Source organism: Nocardioides sp. Root1257, from assembly GCF_001425175.1.
Taxonomy (GTDB): Bacteria; Actinomycetota; Actinomycetes; order Propionibacteriales; family Nocardioidaceae; genus Nocardioides.
Window position 1 is genome coordinate 37,174 of the sequence record NZ_LMDV01000012.1, and the last position, 26,565, is coordinate 63,738.

Sequence of the window (26,565 nt, forward strand, 5' to 3'; positions counted from 1 at the left end):
GGGACCTCGCCTAACCCGGCCACGCACTCAGGTGTGATGCGCCTTCGTCAGGCGCGGTACCCGTCGCTCCCGGATCGGGTCATCACCAGCCGAGTCATGGACGTCGTCGCGCCCAGCTCGAGCAGCATCGTGACGACGGTGACGACGTCCGAGACCTGGATCATCGACGCAGGAGCGATCTTGTCGGCGACCCAGGCGGACATGTCGGTGTCGACGTACCCGGGTGCGATCGCGGTGGCCATCACGCCGTTCTTCGACTCCTCGGCGTTGATCGTCTCCATGAGTGACAGCACGGCGGCCTTGGATGCGCCATACGCGGCCAGTCCGCCCTCAGCGTAGACACCGGTGATCGACGCCAGCGCGATGATCCGCGCACCGTGTATCGGATCGTCCACAGCGCCAAGGCGAAGGAGCGGAAGCGATGCCTGGACAAGCTTGAGGGTGGCGGCAACGTTCACGGCGAACGTCTTGTCGACGCGGTGGTCGGGCAGGTCTCCGACCGGTCCCGCTGTCCCGACGCCGGCTGCCAGCACGAGCGCGTGCATCGTGCCGAACGTGTCGGCGTGGGTGCGGACCACGGCATCGAGCTGGTCACGAGCATTGAGCTCAGCTGCATGCATGACAACCTGCTGGGCCCCCGCTTCCCTCAGGTGCACGGCGAGCGAGCCCAGGTCACTCTCGTCTCGCGAGGTCACGGTGAGCCCGAATCCTTGCTGCGCCAACTGAAGCGCGATCCCGCGACCGATGCCGCGGGACGCTCCAGTGATCAACGCCGATCTCATGGCCGCTCCTCTATCGTCCGGATGCCCAGCTCGAGGTAAGGGAGCACCGACAGGCCGGCAGTTCCGTGGCCATCTCTCACCGCCCCTTCGGCGCGGACCCGATGGTCGATCCCTGCGGCGATCACGGCGACCTTGAAGTAGGCCAGCGCGAGGTGGAACGTCCAGTTCTCCAGCGAGGTTCCGCCGGCGGCCTCGTACTGGCCCAGGATGTCGGGCACGCTCGCCAGCCTCGGGCTCGTCCAGGCGCTGGCCTCGCCAACGATCAGGTCGAATGCGTCGTTCCGGTACGCGCACATCATCGCCACGTCGGCGACCGGGTCGCCGATCGTGGAGAGCTCCCAATCCACGATCGCCGCCACCCTCGGGTCGTCAGGCTTCGTCAGGTCGAGGATCGTGTTGTCGATCCTGAAGTCTCCGTGCACGATGCTGGTCGACCGCTGCTCCGGAACTTGCGCATGGAGGCGCGCAAGCAAGGTTTGCGCAGCGCGCTCGTGCTCGGCACTGCCGACGATCTCCCATTGGCCGCTCCAACGCCGGAGCTGTCGAGCGGCGTAGCCGTCCGGGCGGCCGAAGGCACCCAAACCGGCTGCCACGTAGTCGACGCGATGTAGGGCTGCCAGCGACCCCACCAGTGTTCGAGTCAGCGCAGGTCCAGGGGCTTCAGCGAGATCCAGCTCCAGCCTTGTCTGGATCGTGACACCCTCCACGAACTCGGTGAGCACGAAGGGCCCTCCCAGCAGTGACTCGTCCTCGTGGAGCAGCACGGTAGGAGGCACCGGGACCTCGGTGCCAGCGAGCGCCGAGGTGACTCGATACTCCCGTGCGACGTCGTGCGCCGACGGAGTCCGTCCCGTGCGCGGGGGCATTCGTAGAACCCAGGTCCGCATTCCATCTGTCAGGCTGAACGTGAGGTTCGACCGGCCGCGGGCTATCAGCGTTGCGCGCAGGTCGCCGCCGAGAGGGACGCCTTCGGCTCGCATCGCCCGGGCGATACCGCCCAGCTCCACGACCGACAGGTGGGGCGCCGAGGAGACCGTGGTCATGCGGACGCGTCGGGGCCGGCGTAGCGGCGGACGGCTTGCTTGGCGATGGACCACCGGTGCACCTCGGACGGTCCGTCGTAGATGCGGAACGGGCGCAGCTCTCTGGCGATCTTCGCCACGGGCAGGTCCCGTGACACCCCCAGGCCGCCGCACAGCTGGGTCGAGCGGTCGGCCACCCGGTACAGAGCCTCCGCGGCGAAGGTCTTGGCGATCGATGTGGCCTTCGACGCACGGTTGCCGGCGTCCAGCTCAGCGCACGCAGCGAGCAGGAGCGCCCGGGTTGCGGCGAGATCGATCTCGTTGTCGGCGATGAGTTGCTGGGCCATGCCCAGGTCCGCGAGCCGAGCGCCGAACGCTCGGCGATCGGCGGCGTACCGGACGGCGGTCTCGTGCGCGCGACCAGCCGCTCCGAGCCACCGCATCACGTGGGTCATGCGCGCCGGACCGAGCCGCACCTGGGCGTATCGGAAGCCCTCGTCGACTTCTCCGAGCACGTCGGCGTCGGGGACGAAAACATCAGCGAACGAGACCTCGCAGTGCCCACCGAGCATCGATCGATCGATGGTGTCGACGTGACGATCGATGACGATGCCGTCGGCCGACGCTGGCGCAAGGAACATCGTTGCCCCTCCGGGACCTCCGGGTTCGCCGCTCGTCCGTGCCATGACGATGTAGAACCCCGCCCCGTCGGCGCCGGTGATGAAGCGCTTGGTGCCGCTGACCCGCCAGCCGCCAGTTGCCCGGACGGCCCGCGTCTGCAGCGCTGTCGGGTCGGCGCCCGCCCCTGGACTGGGCTCGGTCATCGCGAATGCGGACCGCCACTCCCCCGTCACCAGTGGCCGGAGGTACCGCTCGCGCTGCTCGGGTGACCCGACGTGGTCGAGGAGGTGGACGTTGCCCTCATCGGGGGCGTTGATGTTCAGGGCCATCGGACCGAACAGCGAGTATCCGGCAGCCTCGAAGACGGGCGCGCGGTCGGTCATGGTGAGCCCGTGTCCACCGAGGTCGACCGGGGCGTGGGGCGAGAGCAGTCCCAGGGTGCGGGCTCTGCCCTGCAGTCGGAGCCGGATCGGCTCGCCGCCGGCGGCGTCGATGTCCCCGTCGTGGGCGTCGTCCAACGGGATGACCTCGTCGGCGATGAACTGCTGGGTGGCGATCACCAGCTCATCGACGCTGCGTGCGGGCGCTGGCTCCGCGGTCAGTGGGGTGCTCATGCGGAGAGGAAGCTGCCGCCGGAGGGCAGGAGCATCTGCTTGATGTCCGTGAACTCGAGGATTCCCTCGGGCCCGCACTCCCGACCCCAGCCTGACTGCTTGACCCCGCCGAACGCGTGGTTCAGCGACATACCGGCCTGATTGATGGCGACGGTGCCGGAGCGGATCCTGCGCGCAACGTCCGCCGCCTCCTCCGGGTCGCGCATGTAGACCGAAGCGGCCAGCCCGTAGTCGGTGTCGTTGGCGATCCGGATCGCGTCCTCGATGTCGTCATAGGCGATGAGCGTCGTGATCGGTCCGAACACCTCCTCCTGGGCGATGCGCATGTCGTTCCGGACGTCGGTGAACAGCGTCGGCTCGAAGTAGTAGCCACGCGGCAGGTGGCTCGGGCGCTTCCCGCCGACTGCGAGCTTGGCGCCGTCCGCGATCGCGACCTCGACGTACTTCTCCGTGCGGTCGCGGGCTCGTTCGACACTCAAGGGTCCGAGGTCGGTGTCTGCCGAGAAGGGGTCGCCGAGGCGACGGCTCGCGAGGAACTCGATGAACGCGTCAGCGAACTCGTCGTACCGGGACCGTGGCACCAGAACCCGTGAGAGCAGTACACAGACCTGGCCGGTGCCCGCCGTTGCGCCGTCGCCGAGGGTGGCCATGACCTCGGCGACGTCGGTGTCTTCGCCGACGATGGCCGGGGACTTACCGCCGAGTTCGAGCGCCGTCCTGGCGAGGCGCTGGGACGTCCGGGCGACGACGTCTCGGGCGATCGCCTGACTCCCGGTGACCGTGACCATGTCGATCCCGGGGTGGGAGACCAGGTGCTGGGTGACGTCGGTCTCGGCGGGGAGGAAGCTCAGCACCCCGGTCGGGAATCCTGCCTCGAGGGCAGCGTCTGCGATCAGATGCGCGCTGAGCTGGCTCTCGGGGGCGTGCTTGACGATCACGGGACAGCCGGCGAGCAGCGCCGGGACGACCTTCATGCCGACCAGCGACACCGGCCCGTTGTAGGTCAGCACGGCAAGCACGGTTCCGACGGGCTCGCGACGCAGCACGACGCCGCCATCACGACTCTCCCAGGGCAGCTTGCGAGCGGCATCGAGGGAGGCGTTCCACGCCGCGGGCGCGGCGCCGGCCCCGAGGACCTGGGAGTACGCCAGCGTGACGCCGGACTCGAGCACCACCGCCCGCACGATCTGGTCGAGCCGACTCTCGATCGCGTGGCAGAAGCGCTGGACGACGTCGATCCGCTCGTCCGGAGACATCCGCGGCCACGGCCCGCGGTCAAAGGCGTCACGCGCGGCCGAGACGGCTGCATCTGCGTCGGCGATCGACGGCTTGGCGACGCGCGTCAGCAACTGCTCTGTCGCCGGGTCGATGACGGGCAGCGTGTCGGTCGACGTGGCGGCCCTCCACTCGCCGCCGATGAACACCGAGTCCGCGGCGGGGACGTCGACGTCGAGCTGGTGGTCAAAGGACTGGTGTGCAGACACGGAAAGGCCCCTATCCGGTGCCCTGCCGGCCGGTCGCTCCGGCGCCAAGTGGTCACAGTCGCACCGACGAATTTCGAGACTAGGTTGCTGATACCCGCTCGTCAACACTTCTGTAGACGGAGCAATGGGACGGGGACGCATGAGCGCGCTCGACGTCTTTCAACACTACTGTTGACAGTGGTGAACGTCACTGGCACGCTGAACGGTGTCCACTCCGTCGGATCGAAGAGGCCTCACCCATGCCCCACCTCGCTGACCACGTCACCTCCGGCTCCCTCGAGGAGGCGGTCGAGATCGCGAAGATCGCGTTCAACACGCCTGCCTACGCTCGCGAGCTGGGCTCCATCGAGATCTCACGAGAGCGGTGGACCGACCTGCCGCTCCTGTCGAAGGAGGTCCTCATCGAGGGCGTCGCGCCCGGGGCGCCGTACGGCGATCGGCTGGGCGTGCCCGCCGAGGAGATCGCTTGGTGCTTCGTGGCGCCAGGGCCGATGTTCGTGCCGCTCACGGCAGGCGACATCGACGCGCTGGCCTCGCGCTTTGCAGCCGCGATCAGGGCCGGCGGGTTCACCTCCGCCGACGTGGTCGACCAGACGACGCTCTACAACTGGGTCATCGCCGGCTCGATCCTGGGGAAGGCGCTCGAGAAGATCGGCTCAACCGTCGTCCCCGGCGGAGCCGGCGACACCCAGCGCCACATCGACGTCATCGAACAGCTCGGAGTGACCGGCATCCTCGCCTTCCCCACCTTCCTGGTCCACCTGCTCGACACCGCCCGTGACCAGGGCAAGAAGCTTCCGCTGCAGCGTGCGATGGTGATGGGCGAGCTGCACGATCCGCGCGAGAAGGACCGCATCCTGCGTGAGTACGGCGTATCGGTGTGCGAGTTCTACGGCACCGGCGATGTGGGACCGGTGGCCGTGGAGTGCGGCCTCGAGCCGGGTATGCACCTCCGTGAGGACCTGTTCGTCGAGCTGATCGATCCCCAGACGGGTGACCCGGTCGCCACTGCCAGCCCGGACCGACCCGCCGAGATCGTGGTCACGGACACCGCTCGCCGGGCGATGCCGATCATCCGGATGCGAACCGGCGATCTGATCGACGAGGTCACGACGGCGCCATGTGCCTGTGGAACGGCGACGGCCAGGATCGGCCGGATCGTCGGACGGGTAGGCGACATCACGAAGGTCAAGGGGATGTTCGTCGTGCCCGGCTCCATCAAGGGGGTGCTCCAGCGCCACGGACTGGCTCTGCCTTACCAGCTCGTCGTGACCCGACCTGGAGGTCGTGACGAGCTGACGCTTCGGGTTGTCGGTTCTGAGCCTGAAGGTTGGCCCGCAGCATTGGAAGATGTCTGTCAGACACTCCGGGTCAGCTGCACCGCAGAGTTCGTCGAAGAGTTGGAAGGTGAACAGCTCCTCATCGACCTGCGGCAGGTCGTCTAGGAGATGAGTGCCCAGACCAGCGACGCAGTTCTGCCGCCGGCAAACGAGCCGCGCACCGTCGATCCAGGTGAGCCGATCGCCTTCGATCCCTGGATCGACGATCTCGACTACAACGGCGGCGGCACCGCCTACGCCGACCTGTTGGAAGCGTTCTGCGAGGCGAGGGAGGCGCTCGCGGCCTCGATGGCGGACGAGTCGACGATGCGATCTGTCACCCTGCAGCTGCGCGACGTGACCGCAACGCTGGGTGAGTCCGGGGTCGAACCGGGCAACGGTTTCAGCGGGCGCCGGTACGACCTGCCGGGCCGCGGCCACCCGGGTCTGGTACCAGCCGTGACCACCAGCTGGGCGACCAACGTCATCACAGCCGATGTCCGGTTCGACGCGTCTCATGTTGGCGGCCGAGGGGCCGTGCACGGCGGCATCGTGCCCCTGCTGTTCGACGAGCTGCTCGGGCGACTCTCCAACGCGAACCGAGAGGTCCCCTGCCGGACCGCCTACCTGCGCACCGACTACCACCGAGTGACCTTGCCGTACGTCGACTACCTCTTCGACGCCACCGTCGACGAAGAGGTCGGCCGCAAGCGCTTCCTTTCTGCCCGCCTCACCGCACCAGACGGCTTCGTCGTCGCTTCCGCCCACGGCCTGTTCGTCGCCCTGCGCAACGGCGCACCCTAGATCCCGCCATTCCTCTCTGGAGGCCCTGATGTCCGACATCGCGACCCGATGGTTCGTCACGACCCGACACCTCGACATGCACACTCTGGAGGGTAGGCAGCCGTGGGGAACCCGCCATGCGCGTCGAAGCGAGGATTCGACCACGGCGTGCGGCATCCAGCTCGTCGACTGGCGCGCCTTCTGGCATCTGCCCTTTGGCGCAGGCACGACAGAGGCGTGCGTCGACTGTGTGAGGGTCACCCACGGATCGCCTCGACTTGTCGAGGCAGCGGGGTCCAGCTAGCGATGCCGTAGGCGCCCATGCTCTGTACGTCGAGGACCTGACCACGAGCTTCAACCCTGCATCCAGGAGCTCGACCGGCGACACGTCACCGTGGCCGATCCTGATCGAGCGGACAGCTCGCGACTGAACCTTGAAGCCGCCAGCTGCGGAGATCTTGCCGCCGGGCCGGCCGGCACCGATTCGTTGACCGGGTTCCCGCGTTTCCCTCGCCGGCGGAAGTTCGTCCATTCTCTAGCCGTGGCCGGCTCCCGTTAGCGGTCCGACCTGAAGCGAGGACAGAACGCGTTCGGTCACCTGACTGACGTCGCCGGACCCGTCGATCTCGGCGAGAAGACCCCGGTCACGGTAGACGGAGACCAGCCCCGCAGTCTGCTCGAGAAAGATCTCCTGGCGGCGCCGAATGACCGGTTCGGTGTCGTCGCTTCGGCCTTCTAGCTGGGACCGATCGAGGAGCCGGGCGATGAGCTGGTCGTGTTCGACCGACAGGCAGATGACCCGGTCGACCTGGTACCCGGCGTAGTGGAGCATTCCGTCGAGCTCAGCGACCTGAGCAATCGTGCGCGGGTAGCCATCCAGGACGAACCCGGGCACGGCGTCCTCCTCGTCGAGTCGGTCGCGCAGCATGAGGTTCGTGACCTCGTCAGGCACATACTCCCCCACCTCCAGGTAACCCTTGGCTTCTTTCCCGAGGTCAGTCTCTCTCGACACGTGCGCCCGGAAGATGTCTCCGGTAGAGATCGCAGGGATCTTGAAGTGTTGAGCGACTCGCTTGGCTTGTGTTCCCTTGCCTGCGCCAGGAGGGCCCATCATGATCAGCCTCATGTCTAGCCTCAGACCCCAAGCTTCACGTTGACCTGCTTGGTCTGGGTGAAGCCGGCGATCGCGCCCTCGATGGAGAACTCGCGTCCGATGCCGGAGTCCTTGTAGCCGCCGTACGACTGGCCGACGACCTGGCCTCCACCCTGGTTGACCTGAACCCATCCGGACTCGATGCGGTGTGCCGTGCGGACGGCTTCGTCGATCTCGGCGGACCACACGTACGCCGCGAGGCCGTAGTGGGAGTCGTTGGCCATCTCGACGACCTCGTCGACGTCCCGCCACGGGATGACCACCAACACGGGACCGAAGATCTCCTCCTGCGCGACGCGCCAGCCATTGCTGACGCCGGCGAGGATCGTGGGGCCCTGGTAGTAGCCCTGGAGGCCCTCCGGGACGTACTTCGAGCCGTCCAGCGCCACCCGCACGCCGGGTTGTTGCTTGCCGTCCTCGACGTAGGCGCACACCGCTTCGTGCTGCTTGGCGCTGATGATCGTGCCCATGTCGGTGTCCTCGTCGAGCGGGTCTCCGACCTTCAGCGCACGGACGTGACGCACCAGCACTTCGAGGAACTCCTCGTACACGTCCTCGTGCACGAACAGCCGGGAGCCTGCCGTGCAGGACTGCCCTTGCCGGGTGAACCGCATGGCGAGGAGAGAACCGGCCGCGGTCGCCTCGATCCGCTCGGGGCTCGCCGCCGAGGGGAAGACGATGTTGGGACTCTTGCCGCCGAGCTCGAGGGAGATGTGCGCGAGACGCTCGCCGGCGGCGGTAGCCACGTGACGACCGACCGAGGAGGAGCCGGTGAAGGAGACCTTGTCGATCCCACGGTGCTGCACGATGGCCTCGCCGACGACGCTGCCCGTGCCAGTGACGACGTTGAGCACGCCGGGAGGCAGGTGCTCCCCGGCGATCTCGGCGAGCCGGAGGATCGTGAGCGGGGCGTCCTCAGCTGGCTTCACAACGACGGCGTTGCCGGCGACCAGAGCGGCCGGGATCTTCATCGCCGCGATCATGAGAGGTGAGTTCCACGGCAGGATCGCGCCGACCACGCCGAGCGGCTCGATCCGCGTGTACTGGAGCTGGTCGTCGCCCGCGGGGAGGACGGTGCCCTTGAACTCGCCCGCAACCCCGGCGAAGTAGCGGAACAGGGCGACGAGCGTCGTCGACTCCGGCCGAGCCTGGGTACGCAGCGCGTTGCCGGTGTCCTGGGCGGTCAGCACGGCCAGCGCCTCGGCCTCAGCCTCCAGGGCGTCCGCGATCGTGTTGAGTGCTCGCTGGCGCGCTGTGAAGTGGAGCGCTGCCCACGCCGGCTGGGCCGCCCGGGCCGCCTCCACCGCGCGGTCGACGTCCGACGCCGTGCTGGCGGGCACGCGGGCGAGCACGGTATCGGCACGCGACGGACACACGGCCTCGCGCCACTCGCCCGATTCCGAAGGCACCCAGGTGCCGCCGATGTACATCGGCCAATCGGGGACGTCGGCACCGCCGAGTTCGAGAATGGTCTGGTACTTCATGTCGGTCTCCTGCTCTACGGTCTCGGATCAGGCGTGGGTGAAGCGCGGCGGCCGCTTCTCAGAGAAGGCGGCCATGCCCTCGGCGCGGTCGGCCAGAGCAAACGTGGCGTGGAATGTGCGTCGTTCGAACCGGATGCCCGAGGCCAGAGTTGACTCGTGGGCGTGGGCCACGGCTTCCTTGGCGGCGTACGTCGCGGGCAGCGACATGGACGCGATCTTCTCGGCGATCGCGAAGGTCTCCTCGAACAGCGACTCGGTGGGAACAACCCGAGAGACCAGTCCGGACCGCTCGGCCTCCTCGGCGTCCATCATCCGCCCCGTGAGGATCAGATCCATCGCCTTGGCCTTGCCGACCGCCCGCGTCAATCGCTGCGTGCCGCCGATGCCCGGCATCGTGCCCAACGTGATCTCGGGCTGACCGAACCTAGCGCTCTCGGCCGCGATGAGGAGGTCGCACATCATCGCGACCTCACAGCCACCCCCGAGGGCGTAGCCGGACACCGCGGCGATGGTCGGCGTACGCACGGCGGCGAAGCGGTCCCAGCCGGCGAAGAAGTCCTCGCGGACCATGTCGGCGTAGCCGCGGGTCGCCATCTCCTTGATGTCGGCGCCTGCGGCAAAGGCCTTCTCGGAGCCGGTCAGCACGATGGCCCCGATGCCGGGATCCGCATCCATGGCCGCGGCGGCATCGACGACCTCCGCGCCGAGCGCGACGTTGAGCGCGTTGAGCGCCTTGGGGCGGTCCAGAGTGATGATGCCGACGCGGCCGCGTTGCTCGACGCGGATGTTCTCGTACGCCCTCACGCCGTCACCTCCTCCTTGTGAAGCGCCTCGACGGGCTCCTCGCGGATCGTCGCGACGATCGCCGAGAAGTCGAGGCCGCGGCCGTCACCGTCGGCGAACTGGCGGTAGATGTCGGTAGCCAGCTGACCCAGGCGGGCGTCGGTCAGCGTCGTGTCCGCCGCCTTCATCGCAAGGGCGAGGTCCTTCGCCATGAGCGGAGAGGCAAAGCCCGGGGCGTAGTCGCGGTTGGCCGGGCTGGTCGGGACCGGGCCCGGGACCGGGCAGTTGGTCGTCAATGCCCAGCACTGACCCGAGGCGGTGGAGGCGACGTCGAACAGCGCCTGGTGGGTGAGGCCGAGCCTCTCGCCGAGCACGAAGGCCTCGGACACGGCGATCATCGAGATCCCGAGGATCATGTTGTTGCAGATCTTCGCGGCCTGCCCCGCACCATTCTCACCGCAGTGCACAACCCGGCCAGCCATGGGTTCAAGGAGCACACGAACCTCGTCGAGGTCGGCGTCAGTCGCGCCGACCATGAACGTCAGCGTCCCGGCTGCGGCGCCAACGACGCCACCGGAGACCGGGGCGTCGACCGCGCGATAGCCGGCAGCGAGCGCCGCCTGAGCAGCTTCGCGGGCGTCCTGGACGGCAATCGTGGAGCAGTCGACGAGCAGTGCCCTCGCGGGCGCGGCCCCGAGAAGCGGAGCGTTGCCGCGACGTCCCAGGTAGACGTCGAGCACGTGGCTCCCGGTGGGCAGCATCGTGAAGACGACGTCCGCATCGGCGGCTGCGTCGGCGGCAGATCCCGCCAGCGCGATGCCGTGCTCACGGGCGAGGTCCACGGCTGCCGGGGAGGGATCGAAGCCGGCGACGGCGTACCCGGCCTTGACCAAGTTGGCGGCCATCGGGCCGCCCATGTTGCCGAGTCCGATGAAGGCGACCTTCGTGGGCGTGGTGGTGGTCATGCCGATTCCTCCTGAAAGAGTGGTGCGAAGTAGGCGTCGATAGCGGCCGGGTCGAGGCCGGCGACGGTCGCCGGCTCCCAGCGCGGATTGCGGTCCTTGTCGATGACCTGGGCCCGGATGCCCTCAGGGAAGTCGTGGCCGCGGAGCATCCGCACTGCGATGCGGTACTCCTGGTCGAGCACCTCGTCCAGCCCGCTCATCCCCCGTGCGGTGCGAAGAGCGCGCAGCGTCACGGCCAAGGAGGTCGGCGAGTTCCGTGCCAGCGCCTCACGGGCCGGCTCGGCGGCCGGGTCATCGCTGGCGGCCAGGCGGTCGAGGATCGCGGATAGGTCGTCAGAAGCGAACGACGCGTCGACCCACGCGCGGATCTCCGACAGCCGGGATTGCGGCACCGGCTGGACGACGTGCCCGAGCGCGGCGTCCACGGGTCGGTCCGTCAGGAGCTCGACCAGGCGAGGCAGGTCTGCGGCGAGAACGTGGTGGTCGGCCAGGCCAAGGGCCAGCGCGTCGCCCGCATCGACGTGACCGGCAGTGAGGGCAACGTACGTGCCGAGCTCCCCCGGGGCGTGCGAGAGCAGCCAGGTGCCCCCGACATCCGGTACGAAGCCGATGCCCGTCTCGGGCATCCCGATCCGCGTGCGCTCGGTGACGATCCGGTGCGAGGCGTGCGCCGAGACGCCGACCCCACCTCCCAACACGATGCCGTCCATCAGTGCGACGTAGGGCTTGGGGTACCCGGAGATGAGGGAGTTGAGCGCGTACTCGTCGCGCCAGAAGTCCTCGGACCCGCGGCCCCCGGTGACGGCGTCGCGGTGGATGGAGACGATGTCGCCGCCCGCGCACAGCCCGCGGTCCCCGGCACCCCGGAGCAGGACGGTCTCGACCGTGTCGTCGCCCGCCCACTGTCGGAGCGCATGGTCCAAGATGCCGACCATCTCGTGGGTGAGCGCGTTGATCGCCCGTGGCCGGTTGAGGGTGAGCACGCCGAGGCGGCCGCGCTGCTCGACGAGCACCGGACGGTCGTCGGTGCCAGCGTTGTCGCTCATGCCGCACCCTCCAGGACGGCGCGGCTGATGATGAGTCGCATGATCTCGTTTGTCCCCTCCAGGATCTGGTGGACCCGCAGGTCCCGGACGACGCGCTCGACGCCGTACTCGGCCAGGTAGCCGTAGCCGCCGTGCAGCTGAAGGGCGGCGTTCGCAGCGTCGAAGCAGTGGTCGGTGACGAACTGCTTGGCCATCGCGCAGAGCTTGACCGCGTCGGGCGCGCCCTCGTCGAGGGCCGTTGCTGCGCGCTCGAGCAGACAGCGGGACGCCTCAAGGCTGGTCTCCATGTCGGCGAGCCGGAACTGCAGTGCCTGCTGAGCGCTCAGGGGCCGGCCGAAGGCGACCCGCTCGCGCAGGTGCGTGGCCGCCCGGTCGACCGCCCACGAGGCGCCACCCAGCGAGCAGGCCGCGATGTTGAGCCGGCCTCCGTTGAGGCCGCGCATCGCGATGCCGAACCCGTCGCCCTCGCCGCCGAGGAGATAACGCGCCGGGATGCGGACCCCGTCCATGATCACCTGACGCGTCGGCTGGGCGTTCCAGCCCATCTTGCGCTCGTTGGCGCCGAAGCTCAGCCCGGAGCTGTCGCCCGGCAACAGGAAGGCCGAGATGCCTCGCGCCCCCGCGTCGCCGGTCCGGGCCATGACCAGGTAGGCGTGCGAGTTGCCCGCCCCCGAGATGAACTGCTTCACCCCGGTCAGCACGTACTCGTCACCGTCGCGACGCGCGGTCGTGCGCAGAGCCGCAGCGTCGGAGCCGGCGTCCGGCTCGGTCAGGCAGTAGCTCGCGAGGTGCTCCATGGCCGCAAGGCCTGGGAGCCACTCCGCCCGGACGTCGTCAGCCGCGAACGTATCGACCATCCAGGCCACCATGTTGTGGATGCTCACGTACGCCGCGATGGCGACGTCCCCGCGCGCCAGCTCGGTGAGCAGGCGGGTTGAGTCGCGGCGGGACAGCCCGGTGCCGTACTCCTCTCCGACGTAGAGCCCACCCAGCCCGAGCTCACCGGCGCGCACGAGTACATCGGTCGGGAACAGCTTCTTCTCGTCTCGCTCCTGGGCGTGCGGGGCCAGCTCGCTCTCGGCGAACTTGCGGACCGCGTCCGTCATGGCGGCGAGATCCTCGTCGTCGAGATTCATGATGTCTCCGATATATCGAGCCAGGCGCGCACGCTCTCGTCGTGCTCGCCCAGCAACGGCGGGTGGGTGTGACTGGGGCGGCCCCCGGCGTAGGGCCGGTCGTCGAATCGCAGCACCGGGCCGGGGAGCTCGAGCGGACCGAGTCTGGGATGGTCGACTTCCACCACAAGGCCCTGTGACCTCGTCTGGTCCCAGGCGTAGACCTCGTCGAGAGTTCGCACTCGTCCGGCGGGCACGCCTGCGTCGGCAAGCAGCTTCAACCAGTGCTCGGCGCTCGCGGTCCGCAAGACCGTCTCGAGCTCCGCGGTCAGTTGGTCGCGATCGGCAACACGGTCCGCATTGGTCGCATAGGAGCGAGCGTCAGCCTTCAACCCCGTGACGTCGCACAGTCGACGCCACAGGTCGTCGTTGCCGCAGGCGATCTGCACCGGCGCGTCTGCGGTCTCGAACAGGCCGTACGGGGAGATTGACGGGTGATGGTTGCCCTCACCTCGGGGCACGACCGCGCCGACGGTGTAGCGAGTGCCCTGGAAGGCGTGGATGCCGACGATGCTTGCCAGCAGGCTGGTACGCACGACCCGGCCGCGACCCGTGCGCTCGCGCTCGTAGAGCGCGGAGACGACGCCGTACGCCGCGTTCATCCCGGCGAGCAGGTCGCCGATGGGCACGCCGACCTTGGTCGGATGACCGTCCTCGCCCGTCAGGCTCATCAGGCCGGCCTCGCCCTGAGCGATCTGGTCGTACCCGGGCCGCTGGCCTTCCGGGCCATCGTGGCCGAAGCCAGTCAGCGAGCAGACGATCAATCGAGGATTGAGCTCCTGCAGTGTGTCTACTGGGAATCCCAGGCGATCCAGGACGCCGGGTCGGAAGTTCTCAACCAGGACATCGGCTCGCCGTACCAGGGCCTCGAGGAGGCGACGACCCTCGTCCGACTTCAGGTCTGCCGTCACCGACTCCTTGTTTCGATTGCACGACAAGAAGTACGTCGAGGTCCGGTCCTCCCCCACGAAGGGCGGGCCCCAGTGACGGCTGTCGTCCCCGGCAGAGCTCTCGACCTTGATCACCCGTGCACCGAGGTCGGCCAGCATCATCGTTGCTTGAGGGCCGGCGAGCGCACGGCTCAGGTCAACGACGAGCACACCGTCGAGCGGCCCACCATCGTCGTTCATGCGGCCCTCCTGAATTTACTAGGACGTCCTACTACTTCGGTTCGTCGAAAGTTTCGCAGTGCACAGCAGCACCGGCAAGACACACATGTGCGAGCCGGATGTGCGAAAATGCACAGATGAGTCGAGTGCGAAGTGACGACCTGGTCGTCCTGACGACGGTGGCACGCCACCGGACCTTCAGCGCTGCTGCTCGCGAGCTCGGCCTCGACCACACCACCGTCGCGCGACGCCTTCAAGCGCTCTCCACCGCTCTGGGAGGACGACTCCTGGTTGAGTCGCCAGGCGGCTGGGACCTCACTCCACTCGGACGGAGCGCAAGCGACGCCGGTAGCTCCATCGAGGCAACCCTCGACGAGTTGGCGGGCAGCGCCGACCAGCGCTCCACGGCACGTCTGCGTGGCGTCGTACGCCTCAGCGCACCCGAAGCGTTCGTGGTGCAGGTCGTGACCAGCGCAGTCGCGGCCCTCGCGGGGCAGCACCCCGAGCTCTCGTGCGAGGTGATCTCCGCAACGCGCCCGCTGCCGCAGCACGGCCCGAGCAACGACCTCGACATCGGCGTCACGCGTCCGCGATCACGAAGGCTGGAGGTTCGCGAGCTCGCCTCGTACCGGCTCGCCCTCTTCGCGGCGCGTTCCTACGTCGACGCGCGGCCGCCGATCCGCGCGCGCGCCGACCTGCGCGACCACTGTCCCGTCTTCTATGTCGAGTCCATGCTCCAAGTGGCAGACCTGGACCTGATCGACCAGTTCTTCCCGCAGCGACGGCGGCTCATCGGTGCCACGAGCGTCCTCGCGCAGGTTGCGCTGGTCAGGGCAGGGGCGGGAGTCGGCCTGCTGCCCTCCTACCTCGCCGAGCCGCATTCCGACCTCGTCGCCGTGCTCCCGCACGAGGTGGGTGTCGAGCTGACCTACTGGATGACGAGCCGACCAGCGAACCTTCGACGGCCCGAGGTCACCGCCGTGGCCGATGCGATCAGTCACGGTGCCGCCCGGCTGAGGTGGTGACACCGAGCTCGCTCGGCACCAGTCGCGTCGGCCCCCGGCGTGTCTCCCGGCAGTCATCGCCCTCACCCGACCGGTCCTAACGCCAGTGCGCCATCGGCGCGCCGGCCACCGGCGACTGCAGTGCCTGCACCTGAGAGACGCCCAGACCACCCAGGTAGAGCGTCTTCAGGTCCGGACCGCCGAAAGCGACGCTCGCCAGGTTCGCCACGCGCGACCCGCGGCTCTGCGAGATGTGCTCCCACGTGAGGTCGCCTGCCGCGTGGGTGGACGCGATGTGGGCGAGCTCGTCGCGGTCGACGTCCTCGAAGAGGACCTTCCAGCTCAGGTCCGGGGCGACCCGGATCAGTCGGTTGGAGATGACGCAGACGACCCACAGGGCGCCTTCTGCGTCGAACGCCATCCCGTCGGGGTAAGTGTCGCCGGGATAGTTGAGCTGGACCGGACTGCTCAGGGAGCCGTCCGCCGACACGTCGTAGCGCGTGGTGCGGCACGCAAAGGTCTCATTGACGAACAGGTGCGCACCGTCCGGCGAAACCCGCACCTCGTTGGTCCAGTTGAGCCCGTCAGCAGCCAAGGTGACCTGGCCGTCACGGACGAGCAGGATCTGCCCGGAGTCTTCGTCCGCCGTGAAGTGCTCGTGATGGCGTGCGCGGGAGCTGATCGTGATCCAGACACGGTCGCCGTCGACCAGCACGAAGTTCGTGCGTCCCATCGGCTGGCCGGCGAGCTCGGTGGCGAACGCGGAGGCGTCGCCTCGCGGTCCGACCTTCCAGACGCCCCCTGCCCGTCCCATGTTGGCGAACAGGAACTCACCGCCCGCGGTCAGCGCGATGCCGTTGGGCCGGAACCCCTGCCCCACGAGGTCCGCCTCAACCGCCGGACCGGTGGTGCCGTCTGGGGCGGTACGCGCGATCCCCAACGTCCAGTCACCGGTGTAGAGCGATCCGTCCGGTGCCGCGAGGACACACTCCGGACGGTTCAGGCCGGAACCGATCTGTGCCAGATCCGCCGGCTCGTACGGCTCGATCGTGGTCAAGCCCATGTAATCCTCCTGGTCGCGACCATCTGCTGCAGCTCAGAGGGCGAGGTAGCCGCCGTCGACGGGGATGGTCACGCCGGTGACGTAGGAAGACATGTCGGAGGCCAGGAAAACCGCGGGACCCGCGATCTCGTTGGTCTCTCCCACGCGTCCGAGTGGCACTCGCTGGAGGAACTTTGCGTTGCCCTCACCTTCGACCGTCATCAGCCCGCTCTTCATGCGCCCAGGCGCGAGTCCGTTGCAGCGACCGCCGGTCGGGCCGAGCGTGCGGGAGAAGTACTGGACCAAGGATCGGACGCCCGCTTTGGTGGCGCCGTAGGCGGCGCTGGACCTAGGGGCTGAGAAGCCGGCGATGGATGACAGGAAGATGACACTCGCACCCTGGTGCCGCAGGCCCGGCAGGAGGGACACGGTGACGTCGTACTGCCCGGTGAGGTTGATGTCGAGCACATGATCCCACTTCTCGGCGACATCGGTATCGGCCTCTCGGATGCGCGGCGACACCCCCGCGTTGTTGACCAGGACGTCCACTCGCTCGTGCCGCTCGAGCACGCGGGCGCCGAAAGCCAGGACGGCGTCACGATCAGCAATGTCTAGCTCATGTGGTTCGGCCGAGCCACCGGCGTCGGTGATCGCCTTGACGACCCCCTCGGCGGAATCGACGAGGCGATCCACCACCAGGACGTGCGCCCCCTCGGCGGCCAGAGCGGTCGAGATTGCGGCACCGAGGCCGCCACCGCCACCGGTCACCAGTGCCGTCTTGCCGGACAGTCGAGTCATTCCCCGTACTCCTTCATTGGTGTTGCCTTGTCGCCGTCCGACGCGCCAGCCGATCGGTCACGCCATCACGTAGCCCTTGTAGTCGTGCTCCTTGACGTCTTCGCAGTACGCGCGGAAGCGCGGGTTGCCGCCGACGAACAGCAGGACCTCGCGCTTGTCGCGACCTGGGATGTTCTGGTTGACGCCGGTGAACCACGAGTTGGTCTGCCCCAGCAGCAGCTTGCCCTGCAGCTTTGCCGCGTAGAGCGTGAAGCTATCGGCGGCCTCCTGCTCGGACTCGATGCGCCGAACCCCGGCCTCCTTCGCGCTGATCATCATGTCGCTGAGCCAGTCGATGGCGAGCGCCGAGCACCGCGGGATGTTGCAGAACGTGGCTCCGCTCTGCGGGCCGACCAGCATGAAGAAGTTCGGGAACCCGGGGCACTGCATGCCCATGTAGGTCGTGACACCCTTCTCCCACTCGTCCTTGAGAGCCACGCCCCCGACGCCCCGGATGTCGATGCGGTTCCACGACCCCTTGACCGCGTCGAAGCCAGTCGCGTAGATGATGACGTCGAGCTCGTGCAGGCCCTCGGGAGTCTCGATGCCCTCGGGGGTGACCCGGGTGATCGAGGTCGAGTGGAGATCGACGATCTCGACGTTCTCCTGGTTGTAGACCTCGTAGTAGTTGGTCTCGAGCGGTACCCGCTTCATCCCGAAGCCGTGGTCCTTGGGGATGAGCATCTCGGCGGTGCGCGGGTCCTTGACTCGTTGACGGATCTTGTTCGCCACGAAGTCGGAGACGTACTTGTTCGCCTCCGGGTCCGACAGGACGTCCTGGTAGGCACCCAGCCAGAGCGAGAAACCCGGCCCCTTGTAGAGCTCCTCGAGGGTCGCGTCCCGCTCCTCCTTCGGCACCTCGAACAGGTTCTTCTGGATGAACTCGTGCGGGAAGCCTGCGAGCGACGCATCGCACTTGGCGGTGAACTCGTGGTAGTTCGCCTTGATGTAGTCCATCCGTTCGGGCTCCATGGGGCCGTTGCCCAGCGGGGTGCACCAGTTGGGGTCACGGAGAAAGACCGTCAGGTGGCCGGCGATCTTGGCCATCTCCTGGATGGTCTGCACGCCCGTAGAACCAACGCCGATGACGCCGATCCGCTTGCCGGCCAGATCCAGACCCGCAGGGCCGAAGCCATCAGCTTCCCGCGGCCAGTTCGCGGTGTGGTAGCTCTCGCCCTTGAAGGTGTTGATCCCCGGCAGGTTCGGCATCTGGGGGGTCGACAGCGGCCCGAGCGCCGAGAACACGAAGCGCGCCGTGACCGGCGCCCGGTAGGGCTGCTGGAACCCAAGCGTGTAGAGGCTGTTCTCCTCGTCCCACACCGCCTTGTCGACCTTGGCGTTGAAGATGAAGTCCTTGCGGATGTCCATGATCTCGGCGGCCCGGTGGATGTAGCGCAGCACCTCGGGCTGAGCGGCGAAGCGCTCGGACCAGTTCCACTCCTGCATGAGCTCGTCATTCCAGAAGTAGCCGTAGACCTCGCTCTCGGAGTCGATGCGGCAGCCCGGGTAGCGGTTGTGGTGCCAGACGCCACCTAGGTCGTCAGACCCCTCGACACCGAGGACCCGGTAGCCCATCTCGCGCAGGCGGTACGCCTGGTAGAGGCCGCTGATCCCTGCACCGATCACCACGGCGTCGAAGTCGGGTTCTGTCGTCATCTCGGTCTTCCTCTCGGCGGCCCGCCGCCCGGTTTCCTTACGAACGATTGTTTTTTCTACTCTCGCACGCTCTCACAAGCCCGTCAACCGACTGGCTTGCGCGATCGCACATCCCACGCGACACGGCCCCCGCAGGCGTCAACGACGTGCGATCTGCACGTCGTGCAGCACCCAGCCGGCCGTCATGATGGCGGGCGGCCCGGCAGCGACACCCACGACGTCGGATGCGGCGTGCAGCGTGGGTATGGACTCCTGCAGCTCCGTCCTCAGCCCCGACCCGAGGCCGCGAGGCGCTGCCGGCTGACAGCAAGTGGGCGCGCGTACGACGCATCGGTGCGGTTGCGCGCCGACGGTGTTGCCGACGCCATCAGAGCGGCGAGCTCGGGCGGGAGCCCGCCCTTGACCGCGGTGTAGGCGGCCGGGTCGTCCGGATCAACAGGCTCATCCGTGAGGATCCAGTCCCGGACGCAGATCCGGTGCGCGATCGCCCATCGGCCGTCTCTCTTCTCGAAGCGATCGACGTAGCGCCCGCCGCTGACCGACACGGGAGGGCCCTGCCGGTTCATGCCGACAAACATGTAGTAGGTCTCCGTGTGGGCGGTCGATCCGTCGAGCTCGCACGAGTGGTTCATGAGGACATGCTGCTGACTCAGGTGCATCGAGGTGTGCATGGGGATGACCCAGTCAGCGAACTCCTCCGGCCCTCCGACAAACATGCCGTGGTCGTCGATAGCGTCGGGGTGGTACACCGACAGCAGTAGTGCGCGATCGAGGCGGTCGACGCCGCGGCTATAGCGCATCAGGCAGTCATGGATCGCCTGCCGGTCCAACAGTTCGTCGATGGCGCCCTGATTGCCGTTGCTCGTCATCGTGCTCGACCTCTCCTCGGGTGGTTGCTCACATGCGGCTCGCTGCGAGCATCTGGTCGACGCTCACGAACTTCACGCGCGGCCGGTTGACCTCGCGACCGCGGTCACGTTCGGCAGCGTCGATCCGGCACCAGCCGGCGTAGTCGACGACGCTTGGTTGACGTCGCCGGACCAGGTCCGCGAAGTCCTCCGGCGGGGCCGTCGGGTCGACGAGCTCCCCGCTGGCGAAGTCGTGGAGCAGCCCGGCGACCGTCTCCTCGGAGTCGACCCTGTTGGTGCCTATCACGCCCGTAGCGCCGCGTTTGCTCCACCCCGAGCAGTAGAGCCCGGGAAGCACCCTCTCGCTCTCCGTGTCGGCAACCCGTCCCATGAGGTTGGGGATCCGTCCGCTCGCCTCGTCGAACGGCAGGCCCGGCGGTGCGGTACCGCGGTAGCCAACGGCGCGGAGCACGAGATGCGTTGCGACCCGTTCCTCCTCGCCGTCGGGACGGCCGAAGGTCACGGCCTCCACGCGGTCCGCGCCCTGGATCGACAGGGGCGTCAGACCGAAACGCAGGACGATTCTTCGCCGCCCTGCGACAGCTGGCTGCCCGGCCGCAGCCTCGAGGATCCGCCGGCAGCGGTCGTTGACGCCGTCGAGGTCAGCCACCTCGGCGGGATCGGCGACGAGGTCGACATCCGGGATCCGGTCCAGCGCCTCGAGCTCTCCCGTCGTGTAGGCGGCGTACCGAGGACCCCTTCGGGCCACGATCCAGACCTCCGAGACCGCGGCGTCGTCGAACGCTCCGCGCGCGGCCTCGGCGATGTCCGATGCATGCCTGACCGACTCAGGGTTGACCAGGGTCCGGGCCACGTCGAGCGCGACGTTGCCGTTGCCGATCAGCACGACGCGCTCACCGGAGAGGTCGTGCACGTCCTCGGCGTGGTCCGGGTGGCCGTTGTACCAAGCCACGAACTCCCGCGCGGAGTGTGAGCCCGGCAGCTCCTCCCCCGGCACGCCGAGCCGACGGTCGCCGCTCGCACCGGCAGCCCACAGGACTGCGTGATGGTGTTCGAGGAGGTCCGCCACGCTGACGTCCTCACCGACGGTGACATTGAAGTGACAGTCGACCGACGCGTGGCCGAGCGCTCGCTGGAACCTGGTGGTGATCTGCTTGGTCTTCACGTGGTCGGGCGCGACGCCGGCACGCACCAGCCCGAACGGCGCAGGCAACCTCTCGAGCACCGACACGCGCACGCCCTTCACCGCAGCCAGTTGCTCCACGGCGTAGCAGGCCGCCGGGCCGGTGCCGACGACCGCGACCCGCAACTCCGGACGTGACTCAGGCAACCGCACACGCGCGTGCGGCGGAGGACCGGACTCCACGATCGGGTTGTCGCGGAAGTAGTCCGCGTTGATCGCGAGCAGGTCACCGAACTCCTCGGGCATGTCGTAGTCGGCGTGCACAGCGTCGATGGGGCACTCGTCCATGCACGCCTGGCAGTCGATGCAGGTGGCCGGGTCGATGTAGAGCTGTTCGACGGTGAGGAAGTCAGGATCACCCGGGCGCGGTCGGATGCACTGCACCGGACACACCGAGACGCAGGACGCGTCGCTGCAGCATCCTGGGGTGATCACGAAGGTCATGACGCGCTCCCTCGCCGCGCTCGGCTCCGCGGCGTACGTCGGTCGATGCTCATTGGATCGAGATCGCGCCTTCGGGGCAGGTGCCGGCGATCCGACGGGCCTGCTCCTCGTCCTGCGCCGCCACCTCGACGGCAGTGTCGGCGGGGGTCGCGAACCCGTTGTCATCTGGCTCGACCAGACCCGGCGCCAAGGTGTAGCAGCGGCCATGCCCGGTGCATACCGAGCCGTTCACGAGTAGCTTCATGCGGTCCTCCACGTCGACAGTGACCATCGCCACGTTGCGGGCGATCCCACCGTGCCACGCAGCCGACACACGGTCAAGCAAACGTTCGTTTTATCCTTGAGGCATCATGGTCGACCCCTTGACTGTGACGTGGGCCTCAGGATAAAAACAAGTGATTGTTAGAAGGAGGGGACGTGGAGTTCCACGAGACGTACGCCGGCCTCAGGGTGCTGGACCTCAGCGAGAACATCGCTGGGCCCCTCGCCTGCATGATCCTGGCCGACATGGGCAGCGACGTGGTGAAGATCGAGCGCCCAGGTGCTGGTGACTCCACACGCTCGCTCCCCCCGTTCTGGGGAGCGGAGGCGACGGTCTTCCAGACCGTCAACCGCAACAAGCGCAGCGTGGCGATCGATCTCAAGTCCGACGCCGGGCGCGCGGCGGTGCTCCGCCTCGTCGGCACCGCGGACGTGGTCGTGGAGTCGTTCCGACCCGGTGTCGCCGATCGGTTGGGCCTGGGTTTCGACCACATGCTCGCGACCAAGCCGGACCTCGTCCATGTGTCCGTGAACGCCTTCGGCACAGGCCCGCTCGGCCACGACCGTCCCGGCTACGACGCACTGGTGCAGGCCTTCACCGGCATTATGGCGATGACCGGCGAGCCCGGTGGCAGTCCGGTGCGAGCGGCACCGTCGATCATCGACATCTCCACGGGGCTCTGGGCCGCGCTCGCCGTCCAAGCCGCCTTGGTCCGACGCGACGCGACCGGGGAAGGCCAACGCATCGAGTCGACGCTGATCGACTCCGGCCTCTTCCTGCAGTGCCACCAGGTCGTCGGGTTCCTAGGAACCGGGTCGTTTCCCGGCCCGCTCGGGTCTGCAGCCCCCAGCGCGGCCCCCTACCAGGCCTTCCAGACCCTCGACCAGCCGATCATGATCGCGACCTCCACGGATCGTATGTTCCACACCCTCTGCCGGGCACTGGGGCTCGACGACCTGGTCGACGACCCGCGCTTCCGCACGATGCCTGACCGCATCGCCCGTCGGGACACCTTGGCGGCCCTGATCCAGCAAGTCCTCTCCACGGAGAAGGCAGGTCACTGGCTGAGCGTCCTCCAGGGCGCGGGGATACCCGCAGGTCCTGTCAACGACCTCGCCCAGGCGATCGCCCACCCGCTCACCAACGAACGCCGACTGATTGCCCCGGCCGAGCCAGGCAGAGTCGACGGCCTCCAGCAGATGCACCTCCCGATGGATCTCGCCCGCTCCGCTCCCCGCCGACAGGCTCCGGCGGTCGGCGAGCACACTGCCGAGGTGCTTCGAGAAGCAGGCCTCACCGAGGACGACGTCGCACAGGTCGTCGCAGCCCACGAACCCGTCACGAGAGGAATCGACCAGCCGTGAAGACTGCAGCGGAGCTGGAGGACCAGGTCCGGCAGAGCCGGGCCATGCTCGAGGAGACGTGGGGCCCGTGGCAGCCAAGGACGACCGCGCAGCTTCTCGACCGGGTCACAGCCGACCACCCTGACCGCCCCTATGTCGTGACCGACGCGCGCACGTGGACGTACCACGACCTGGCGGAGCTCTCGATCGACCTCGCTGCCGGTCTGCACGCGATCGGCATTCGTGCCGGCGACCACGTCGCGGTCGACATGGCCAACTTCGTCGAGGCTGTCGCGCTCAAGTTCGCGGTTGCGCGGCTGGGCGCCGTCTCGGTGTCGGTCAACTTCATGCTCCGTCACCAGGAGCTCGGCTACGTGCTCCGTCAGTCACGCAGCACCGTGCTCATCACCATGGACTCGTTCCGCGGCCTCGACTATCTCGCAGAGCTCGACCAGCTCGCCCCGGGCTGGGACGAGCTGGGGGGCGGTGATGCGCTTCCAGATCTGCGCGAGGTGATCGTCTTCGCAACGCAGGGCGGACGTCCTGCTCGCGGGACCTCGCTCGACGACCTGCTCCAGCGCGGCGCGGAAGTGCCGCGGACCGGCATCCTCGAGCTGACCGCATCTGGCGACCCGGAGGCGGTGTCCGACCTCCTCTACACCTCTGGCACGACGGGCAAGGCGAAGGGCGTGCTCCTCACGCACGACGGCGTGCTGCGCACGGCGTACTCCAGCGCCCTCCACCGTGCTTTGCCCGAGCGTTTCCGGATCATGTACGCCATGCCGCTCTACCACGTGTTCGGCTACGTGGAGGCGACTGTCGCCGTCCTGTTCGTTGCCGGCTCCATCGTCCCCAAGACGATGTTCGACGGCCAGGAGATGCTCCGCGCGGTCGCCCGGCACGACGTCGACGAGATCATGTGCGTCCCCGCCATGACGAGCGTCCTCCTGGAGAAGGCCAAGGCGGGGAGCTACGACCTCTCGTCCTTGACCAGCATCTTCTCCTCAGGCACGCCGCATCCCGAGGGGATGTTCGCCGCCATGGACGAGGTGTTCGGGATCGAGCGCATCTACACCGCGTACGGACAAACCGAGACGACGGCCTCGACGATGTGCACCCTCCCCGGGGATGGCCTCGATCGCCTGACCACCACGAACGGCACACGGAAGCCGGGCGGCTGCGCCGGCGATCCGTCGCTGGAAGGGAGTCTGGCTGTCTACAAGGTCGTCGACATCGCAACGGGCGACGAGCTCCCGTTCGGTGAGATCGGAGCGCTCCTGACCAGGGGGCCGATCATCACGCAGGGCTACTTCGACAAGCCGGTCGAGACGGCAGAGCTGTTCACCGACGACGGCTGGATGCAGACGGGCGACCTTGGCCGCGTCGACGAGCAGGGCTACCTCTCCCTGACCGGACGTCAGAAGGAGTCCTACCGATTCGGCGGCGAGCTGGTGATCCCCAGCGACGTGGAGGAAGTGCTCGTTCAGCACGAGGGTGTCCTCGAAGCGCACGTCGTCGGGATCCCCCACGAGCGGTACGGCGACGTTGGCTGTGCCTGGGTCGTCGTCAATCCCGCCGCGCCGCCGGCCGCCGAGGACCTCATCGCCTTCTGCGCCGCGCGCGTCGCACGCTTCAAAGTGCCCGCCAGCGTCTTGTTCATCGATGCCTCCGACCTTCCGCGCACTGTCACCGGCAGGGTCCAGAAGTTCCTCCTGATCGAGCGGGCGATCCGCATGTTGGCCGCGGCAGACACGGTGAGCGTGTGAGCGAGGGCCCGCTCGGCGACGTCGTCATCGCCGGCGGCGGGCTGGCTGCCGCCCGGACGGCGCTCGCGCTCCGGTCGTACGGCCACGACGGCGGCATCACGGTGTTGTCGGAGGAGGCGGAGTACCCCTACGACCGCCCTCCACTGTCCAAGGACGTCCTGCTGGACCGAGACGCGTCCGCAACCTGCCTGCTCGCACCCGAGGACGCCGCGGCAGCTGGCATCGACGTCCGTCTGTCGCACCGCGTCGTAGCGCTCGACCTCGACAGCAAGGTTGTCGTGGTCGAGAACGAGCCCGCCGTGGCCTACGGCAGCCTGGTCATCGCCACAGGGACGCGCGCCCGGTCGCTCCCGATCTTCGACGGTGTCGAGGGCATTCAGCACCTCCGGACGATGGCGGACGCCCGCGCGATCCGGGAGCGACTGGCGCCGAGATCGCGGATCGCGATCGTCGGGGCAGGGTTCATCGGCCTGGAGGTGGCGGCGGCTGCTCGATCGCTGGGCTGCGAGGTCACCGTCGTCGAGGTCGCACCGACACCGCTCTGCGGGCCGCTCGGTCCGACGGTCGCGACCTGGCTGCAGGGCTGGCACACGACGCGTGGCGTTACCTTCCGCTGCGGGGTTTCGGTGGTGGCCGCTGACGTGCGGGCCTCTGGAACCACGCTGGTCCTCAGCGACACCACGGAAGCCGAAGCCGACCTCGTCGTCGTGGGCGTCGGCGTCACACGCGAGCTGGACTGGATGTCGTCGGCCGGCCTACGAACCCATGCGGGCCTCGTCTGCGACGCAACCGGCCGGTCCTCTGCACCGGACGTGTACGGCGCCGGCGATGTCGTCTGCCTGCACGACGGCGCAGACCACTGCGCTCCCGTCCAGCACTGGACCGCCGCCGCCGATTCCGCGCAGCGGGTGGCGGCCGCGATGAGCGGGCTGGACCTCGACGACGACGTGTCGGAGAACTACTTCTGGTCCCACCAGGCCGAGCTTCGCCTCATGTCGGTGGGTCATGCGCCACCGGACGTCGCTCCCCGTATCACGTCGGGCGACCTCGAGAGCGGGAAGTTCGTTGCCGAGTGGGAGGTCGACGGTCGAGTCAGCGCCGTCCTGGCCGCCAACAGTCCGCGGGAGTTCCTCCAGGGTCGTCTGGCCTTCCGCGCATCGTCTGTCGCCTTGTCAGGCGGATGACGGTCAGCGCTTGATGAGGCCGTTGAGCATCGTGTCTGCGAGCTGGGCGCTCAGCACCTCGACCGGGGTCGGCCCGTCTGCTGAGATCCATTCCGAGGTCCAGTTGAGGGAACCGAGGGTGCTCAGGACGGCGATGCGCACGTCGGTCGCGGAGTCGAAGCTGCCGTCGGCCACTCCTGCGTCGATCACGTCCCGAAACAGGTCCTCGTAGCGGCTTCGCCTGGCGCGGACCCGCCGACGGTTCTCCTCCCCCAGGTATCGCCACTGGTGGAACACGATCTGCGTCTTGAGCGGATCGCGGCTCACGACCTCCACGTGCGCGCGCATCATTGCGCGCAGTCGCTCGACCGCCGGTCCCGGCTGCTCCGCCGCGGCCGAGACCGCGTCCAGGAACTCGCCGATCCCCTGCTCGATGATCTCGAGCAGCAGGGACTCCTTGCCGTCGATGTGCGCGTACAGGCTTCCCGCGAGGATGCCCACCTCGGCGGCGATGTCCCGCATCGACGTCGCGGGGAAGCTCTCGCGGCCGAAGAGAACCGTCGCCGCACGGACGATCGACTCCCGCGGCGTTCCTTGCGCCGTAGCCTTTGTCACGGTCCTACCTTCTGACGTCACCTGTTTCCCGGGTCCGGGAC

24 protein-coding genes are annotated in these 26,565 nt (G+C 68.2%); 6 read left to right on the forward strand and 18 right to left on the reverse strand.

The window, feature by feature from the left end:
- Positions 1 to 47: 47 nt before the first annotated feature.
- From ASC77_RS21785 to ASC77_RS21800, 4 genes are read right to left on the reverse strand one after another with little or no spacing between them, the layout of a single operon-like run.
- A complete protein-coding gene (locus ASC77_RS21785) occupies positions 48 to 782 on the reverse strand; it encodes an SDR family NAD(P)-dependent oxidoreductase (protein WP_056157908.1) in 735 nt (244 codons plus the stop codon).
- Entirely contained in the window at positions 779 to 1,825 is a 1,047-nt protein-coding gene (locus ASC77_RS21790) for a phosphotransferase family protein (protein ID WP_056157911.1), read from the reverse strand. The genes ASC77_RS21785 and ASC77_RS21790 overlap by 4 nt, the downstream gene beginning before the upstream one ends.
- Positions 1,822 to 3,039, reverse strand: a complete 1,218-nt coding sequence (locus tag ASC77_RS21795; RefSeq protein ID WP_056157913.1) for an acyl-CoA dehydrogenase family protein — start codon at positions 3,037 to 3,039, stop codon at positions 1,822 to 1,824. Before ASC77_RS21795 ends, ASC77_RS21790 begins: the two co-directional genes overlap by 4 nt.
- Positions 3,036 to 4,523 carry an aldehyde dehydrogenase family protein gene (locus tag ASC77_RS21800; protein WP_056157915.1) on the reverse strand — a complete coding sequence of 496 codons (1,488 nt, stop codon included), beginning with the start codon at positions 4,521 to 4,523 and terminating at the stop codon, positions 3,036 to 3,038. Before ASC77_RS21800 ends, ASC77_RS21795 begins: the two co-directional genes overlap by 4 nt.
- Positions 4,524 to 4,762: 239 nt before the next feature.
- Here ASC77_RS21800 and ASC77_RS21805 point away from each other — a divergent pair, with 239 nt between their 5' ends.
- Positions 4,763 to 5,968, forward strand: coding sequence for a phenylacetate--CoA ligase family protein (locus ASC77_RS21805; protein ID WP_056157918.1), 1,206 nt, complete (start codon positions 4,763 to 4,765; stop codon positions 5,966 to 5,968).
- Between the two features lie 3 nt (positions 5,969 to 5,971).
- On the forward strand, positions 5,972 to 6,646 hold the full coding sequence (locus tag ASC77_RS21810; RefSeq protein WP_056157921.1) for a PaaI family thioesterase: 675 nt from the start codon (positions 5,972 to 5,974) through the stop codon (positions 6,644 to 6,646).
- A 514-nt stretch (positions 6,647 to 7,160) separates the two neighbouring features.
- Here ASC77_RS21810 and ASC77_RS21815 read toward each other — a convergent pair.
- Genes ASC77_RS21815 through ASC77_RS21845 form a run of 7 tightly spaced genes read right to left on the reverse strand, consistent with a single transcriptional unit; the run spans position 7,161 to position 14,361 of the window.
- A complete protein-coding gene (locus ASC77_RS21815) occupies positions 7,161 to 7,751 on the reverse strand; it encodes an adenylate kinase (protein ID WP_056157924.1) in 591 nt (196 codons plus the stop codon).
- A gap of 8 nt (positions 7,752 to 7,759) precedes the next feature.
- Positions 7,760 to 9,262 carry an aldehyde dehydrogenase family protein gene (locus ASC77_RS21820; protein WP_056157927.1) on the reverse strand — a complete coding sequence of 501 codons (1,503 nt, stop codon included), beginning with the start codon at positions 9,260 to 9,262 and terminating at the stop codon, positions 7,760 to 7,762.
- 27 nt (positions 9,263 to 9,289) lie between these two features.
- Positions 9,290 to 10,066 carry an enoyl-CoA hydratase gene (locus ASC77_RS21825; RefSeq protein ID WP_056157931.1) on the reverse strand — a complete coding sequence of 259 codons (777 nt, stop codon included), beginning with the start codon at positions 10,064 to 10,066 and terminating at the stop codon, positions 9,290 to 9,292.
- A complete protein-coding gene (gene mmsB, locus ASC77_RS21830; protein WP_056157934.1) occupies positions 10,063 to 11,010 on the reverse strand; it encodes a 3-hydroxyisobutyrate dehydrogenase in 948 nt (315 codons plus the stop codon). Before mmsB ends, ASC77_RS21825 begins: the two co-directional genes overlap by 4 nt.
- Positions 11,007 to 12,056, reverse strand: a complete 1,050-nt coding sequence (locus tag ASC77_RS21835) for an enoyl-CoA hydratase/isomerase family protein (RefSeq protein ID WP_056157936.1) — start codon at positions 12,054 to 12,056, stop codon at positions 11,007 to 11,009. Before ASC77_RS21835 ends, mmsB begins: the two co-directional genes overlap by 4 nt.
- Positions 12,053 to 13,192: an acyl-CoA dehydrogenase family protein gene (locus ASC77_RS21840; protein ID WP_056157939.1), complete on the reverse strand. Its 1,140-nt coding sequence runs from the start codon at positions 13,190 to 13,192 to the stop codon at positions 12,053 to 12,055. The genes ASC77_RS21835 and ASC77_RS21840 overlap by 4 nt, the downstream gene beginning before the upstream one ends.
- Positions 13,189 to 14,361: a CaiB/BaiF CoA transferase family protein gene (locus ASC77_RS21845; RefSeq protein WP_056157943.1), complete on the reverse strand. Its 1,173-nt coding sequence runs from the start codon at positions 14,359 to 14,361 to the stop codon at positions 13,189 to 13,191. Before ASC77_RS21845 ends, ASC77_RS21840 begins: the two co-directional genes overlap by 4 nt.
- A 116-nt stretch (positions 14,362 to 14,477) precedes the next feature.
- On the opposite strand from ASC77_RS21845, the gene ASC77_RS21850 reads away from it, so the two are divergent.
- On the forward strand, positions 14,478 to 15,365 hold the full coding sequence (locus ASC77_RS21850; RefSeq protein WP_162249848.1) for a LysR family transcriptional regulator: 888 nt from the start codon (positions 14,478 to 14,480) through the stop codon (positions 15,363 to 15,365).
- Between the two features lie 76 nt (positions 15,366 to 15,441).
- Here the strand turns inward: ASC77_RS21850 and ASC77_RS21855 are convergent, their stop codons facing one another.
- The 6 genes from ASC77_RS21855 to ASC77_RS21880 all read right to left on the reverse strand — a co-directional run bounded on the left by ASC77_RS21855 (position 15,442) and on the right by ASC77_RS21880 (position 21,619).
- Entirely contained in the window at positions 15,442 to 16,401 is a 960-nt protein-coding gene (locus ASC77_RS21855; RefSeq protein ID WP_200945098.1) for an SMP-30/gluconolactonase/LRE family protein, read from the reverse strand.
- Between the two features lie 39 nt (positions 16,402 to 16,440).
- Entirely contained in the window at positions 16,441 to 17,184 is a 744-nt protein-coding gene (locus ASC77_RS21860) for an SDR family NAD(P)-dependent oxidoreductase (RefSeq protein WP_056157951.1), read from the reverse strand.
- 57 nt (positions 17,185 to 17,241) lie between these two features.
- Entirely contained in the window at positions 17,242 to 18,879 is a 1,638-nt protein-coding gene (locus ASC77_RS21865) for a flavin-containing monooxygenase (RefSeq protein ID WP_056157954.1), read from the reverse strand.
- Between the two features lie 266 nt (positions 18,880 to 19,145).
- Positions 19,146 to 19,748, reverse strand: coding sequence for a nuclear transport factor 2 family protein (locus tag ASC77_RS21870; RefSeq protein ID WP_056157957.1), 603 nt, complete (start codon positions 19,746 to 19,748; stop codon positions 19,146 to 19,148).
- 28 nt (positions 19,749 to 19,776) lie between these two features.
- Positions 19,777 to 21,375 (reverse strand): FAD-dependent oxidoreductase, encoded by a 1,599-nt coding sequence (locus tag ASC77_RS21875; RefSeq protein WP_056157962.1) that lies wholly within the window; start codon positions 21,373 to 21,375, stop codon positions 19,777 to 19,779.
- 49 nt (positions 21,376 to 21,424) lie between these two features.
- Positions 21,425 to 21,619: a ferredoxin gene (locus ASC77_RS21880; RefSeq protein ID WP_056158605.1), complete on the reverse strand. Its 195-nt coding sequence runs from the start codon at positions 21,617 to 21,619 to the stop codon at positions 21,425 to 21,427.
- 206 nt (positions 21,620 to 21,825) lie between these two features.
- Between ASC77_RS21880 and ASC77_RS21885 the strand changes: the two genes are divergently transcribed.
- Genes ASC77_RS21885 through ASC77_RS21895 form a run of 3 tightly spaced genes read left to right on the forward strand, consistent with a single transcriptional unit; the run spans position 21,826 to position 25,930 of the window.
- Positions 21,826 to 23,001, forward strand: a complete 1,176-nt coding sequence (locus ASC77_RS21885) for a CaiB/BaiF CoA transferase family protein (RefSeq protein WP_200945099.1) — start codon at positions 21,826 to 21,828, stop codon at positions 22,999 to 23,001.
- Positions 23,002 to 23,045: 44 nt separating this feature from the next.
- Positions 23,046 to 24,746, forward strand: a complete 1,701-nt coding sequence (locus ASC77_RS21890) for an AMP-binding protein (RefSeq protein ID WP_056158608.1) — start codon at positions 23,046 to 23,048, stop codon at positions 24,744 to 24,746.
- Entirely contained in the window at positions 24,743 to 25,930 is a 1,188-nt protein-coding gene (locus ASC77_RS21895; RefSeq protein WP_056157967.1) for an NAD(P)/FAD-dependent oxidoreductase, read from the forward strand. The genes ASC77_RS21890 and ASC77_RS21895 overlap by 4 nt, the downstream gene beginning before the upstream one ends.
- Before the next feature lie 3 nt (positions 25,931 to 25,933).
- Here ASC77_RS21895 and ASC77_RS21900 read toward each other — a convergent pair whose 3' ends face one another.
- On the reverse strand, positions 25,934 to 26,524 hold the full coding sequence (locus ASC77_RS21900) for a TetR/AcrR family transcriptional regulator (RefSeq protein ID WP_200945100.1): 591 nt from the start codon (positions 26,522 to 26,524) through the stop codon (positions 25,934 to 25,936).
- Positions 26,525 to 26,565 lie beyond the last annotated feature (41 nt).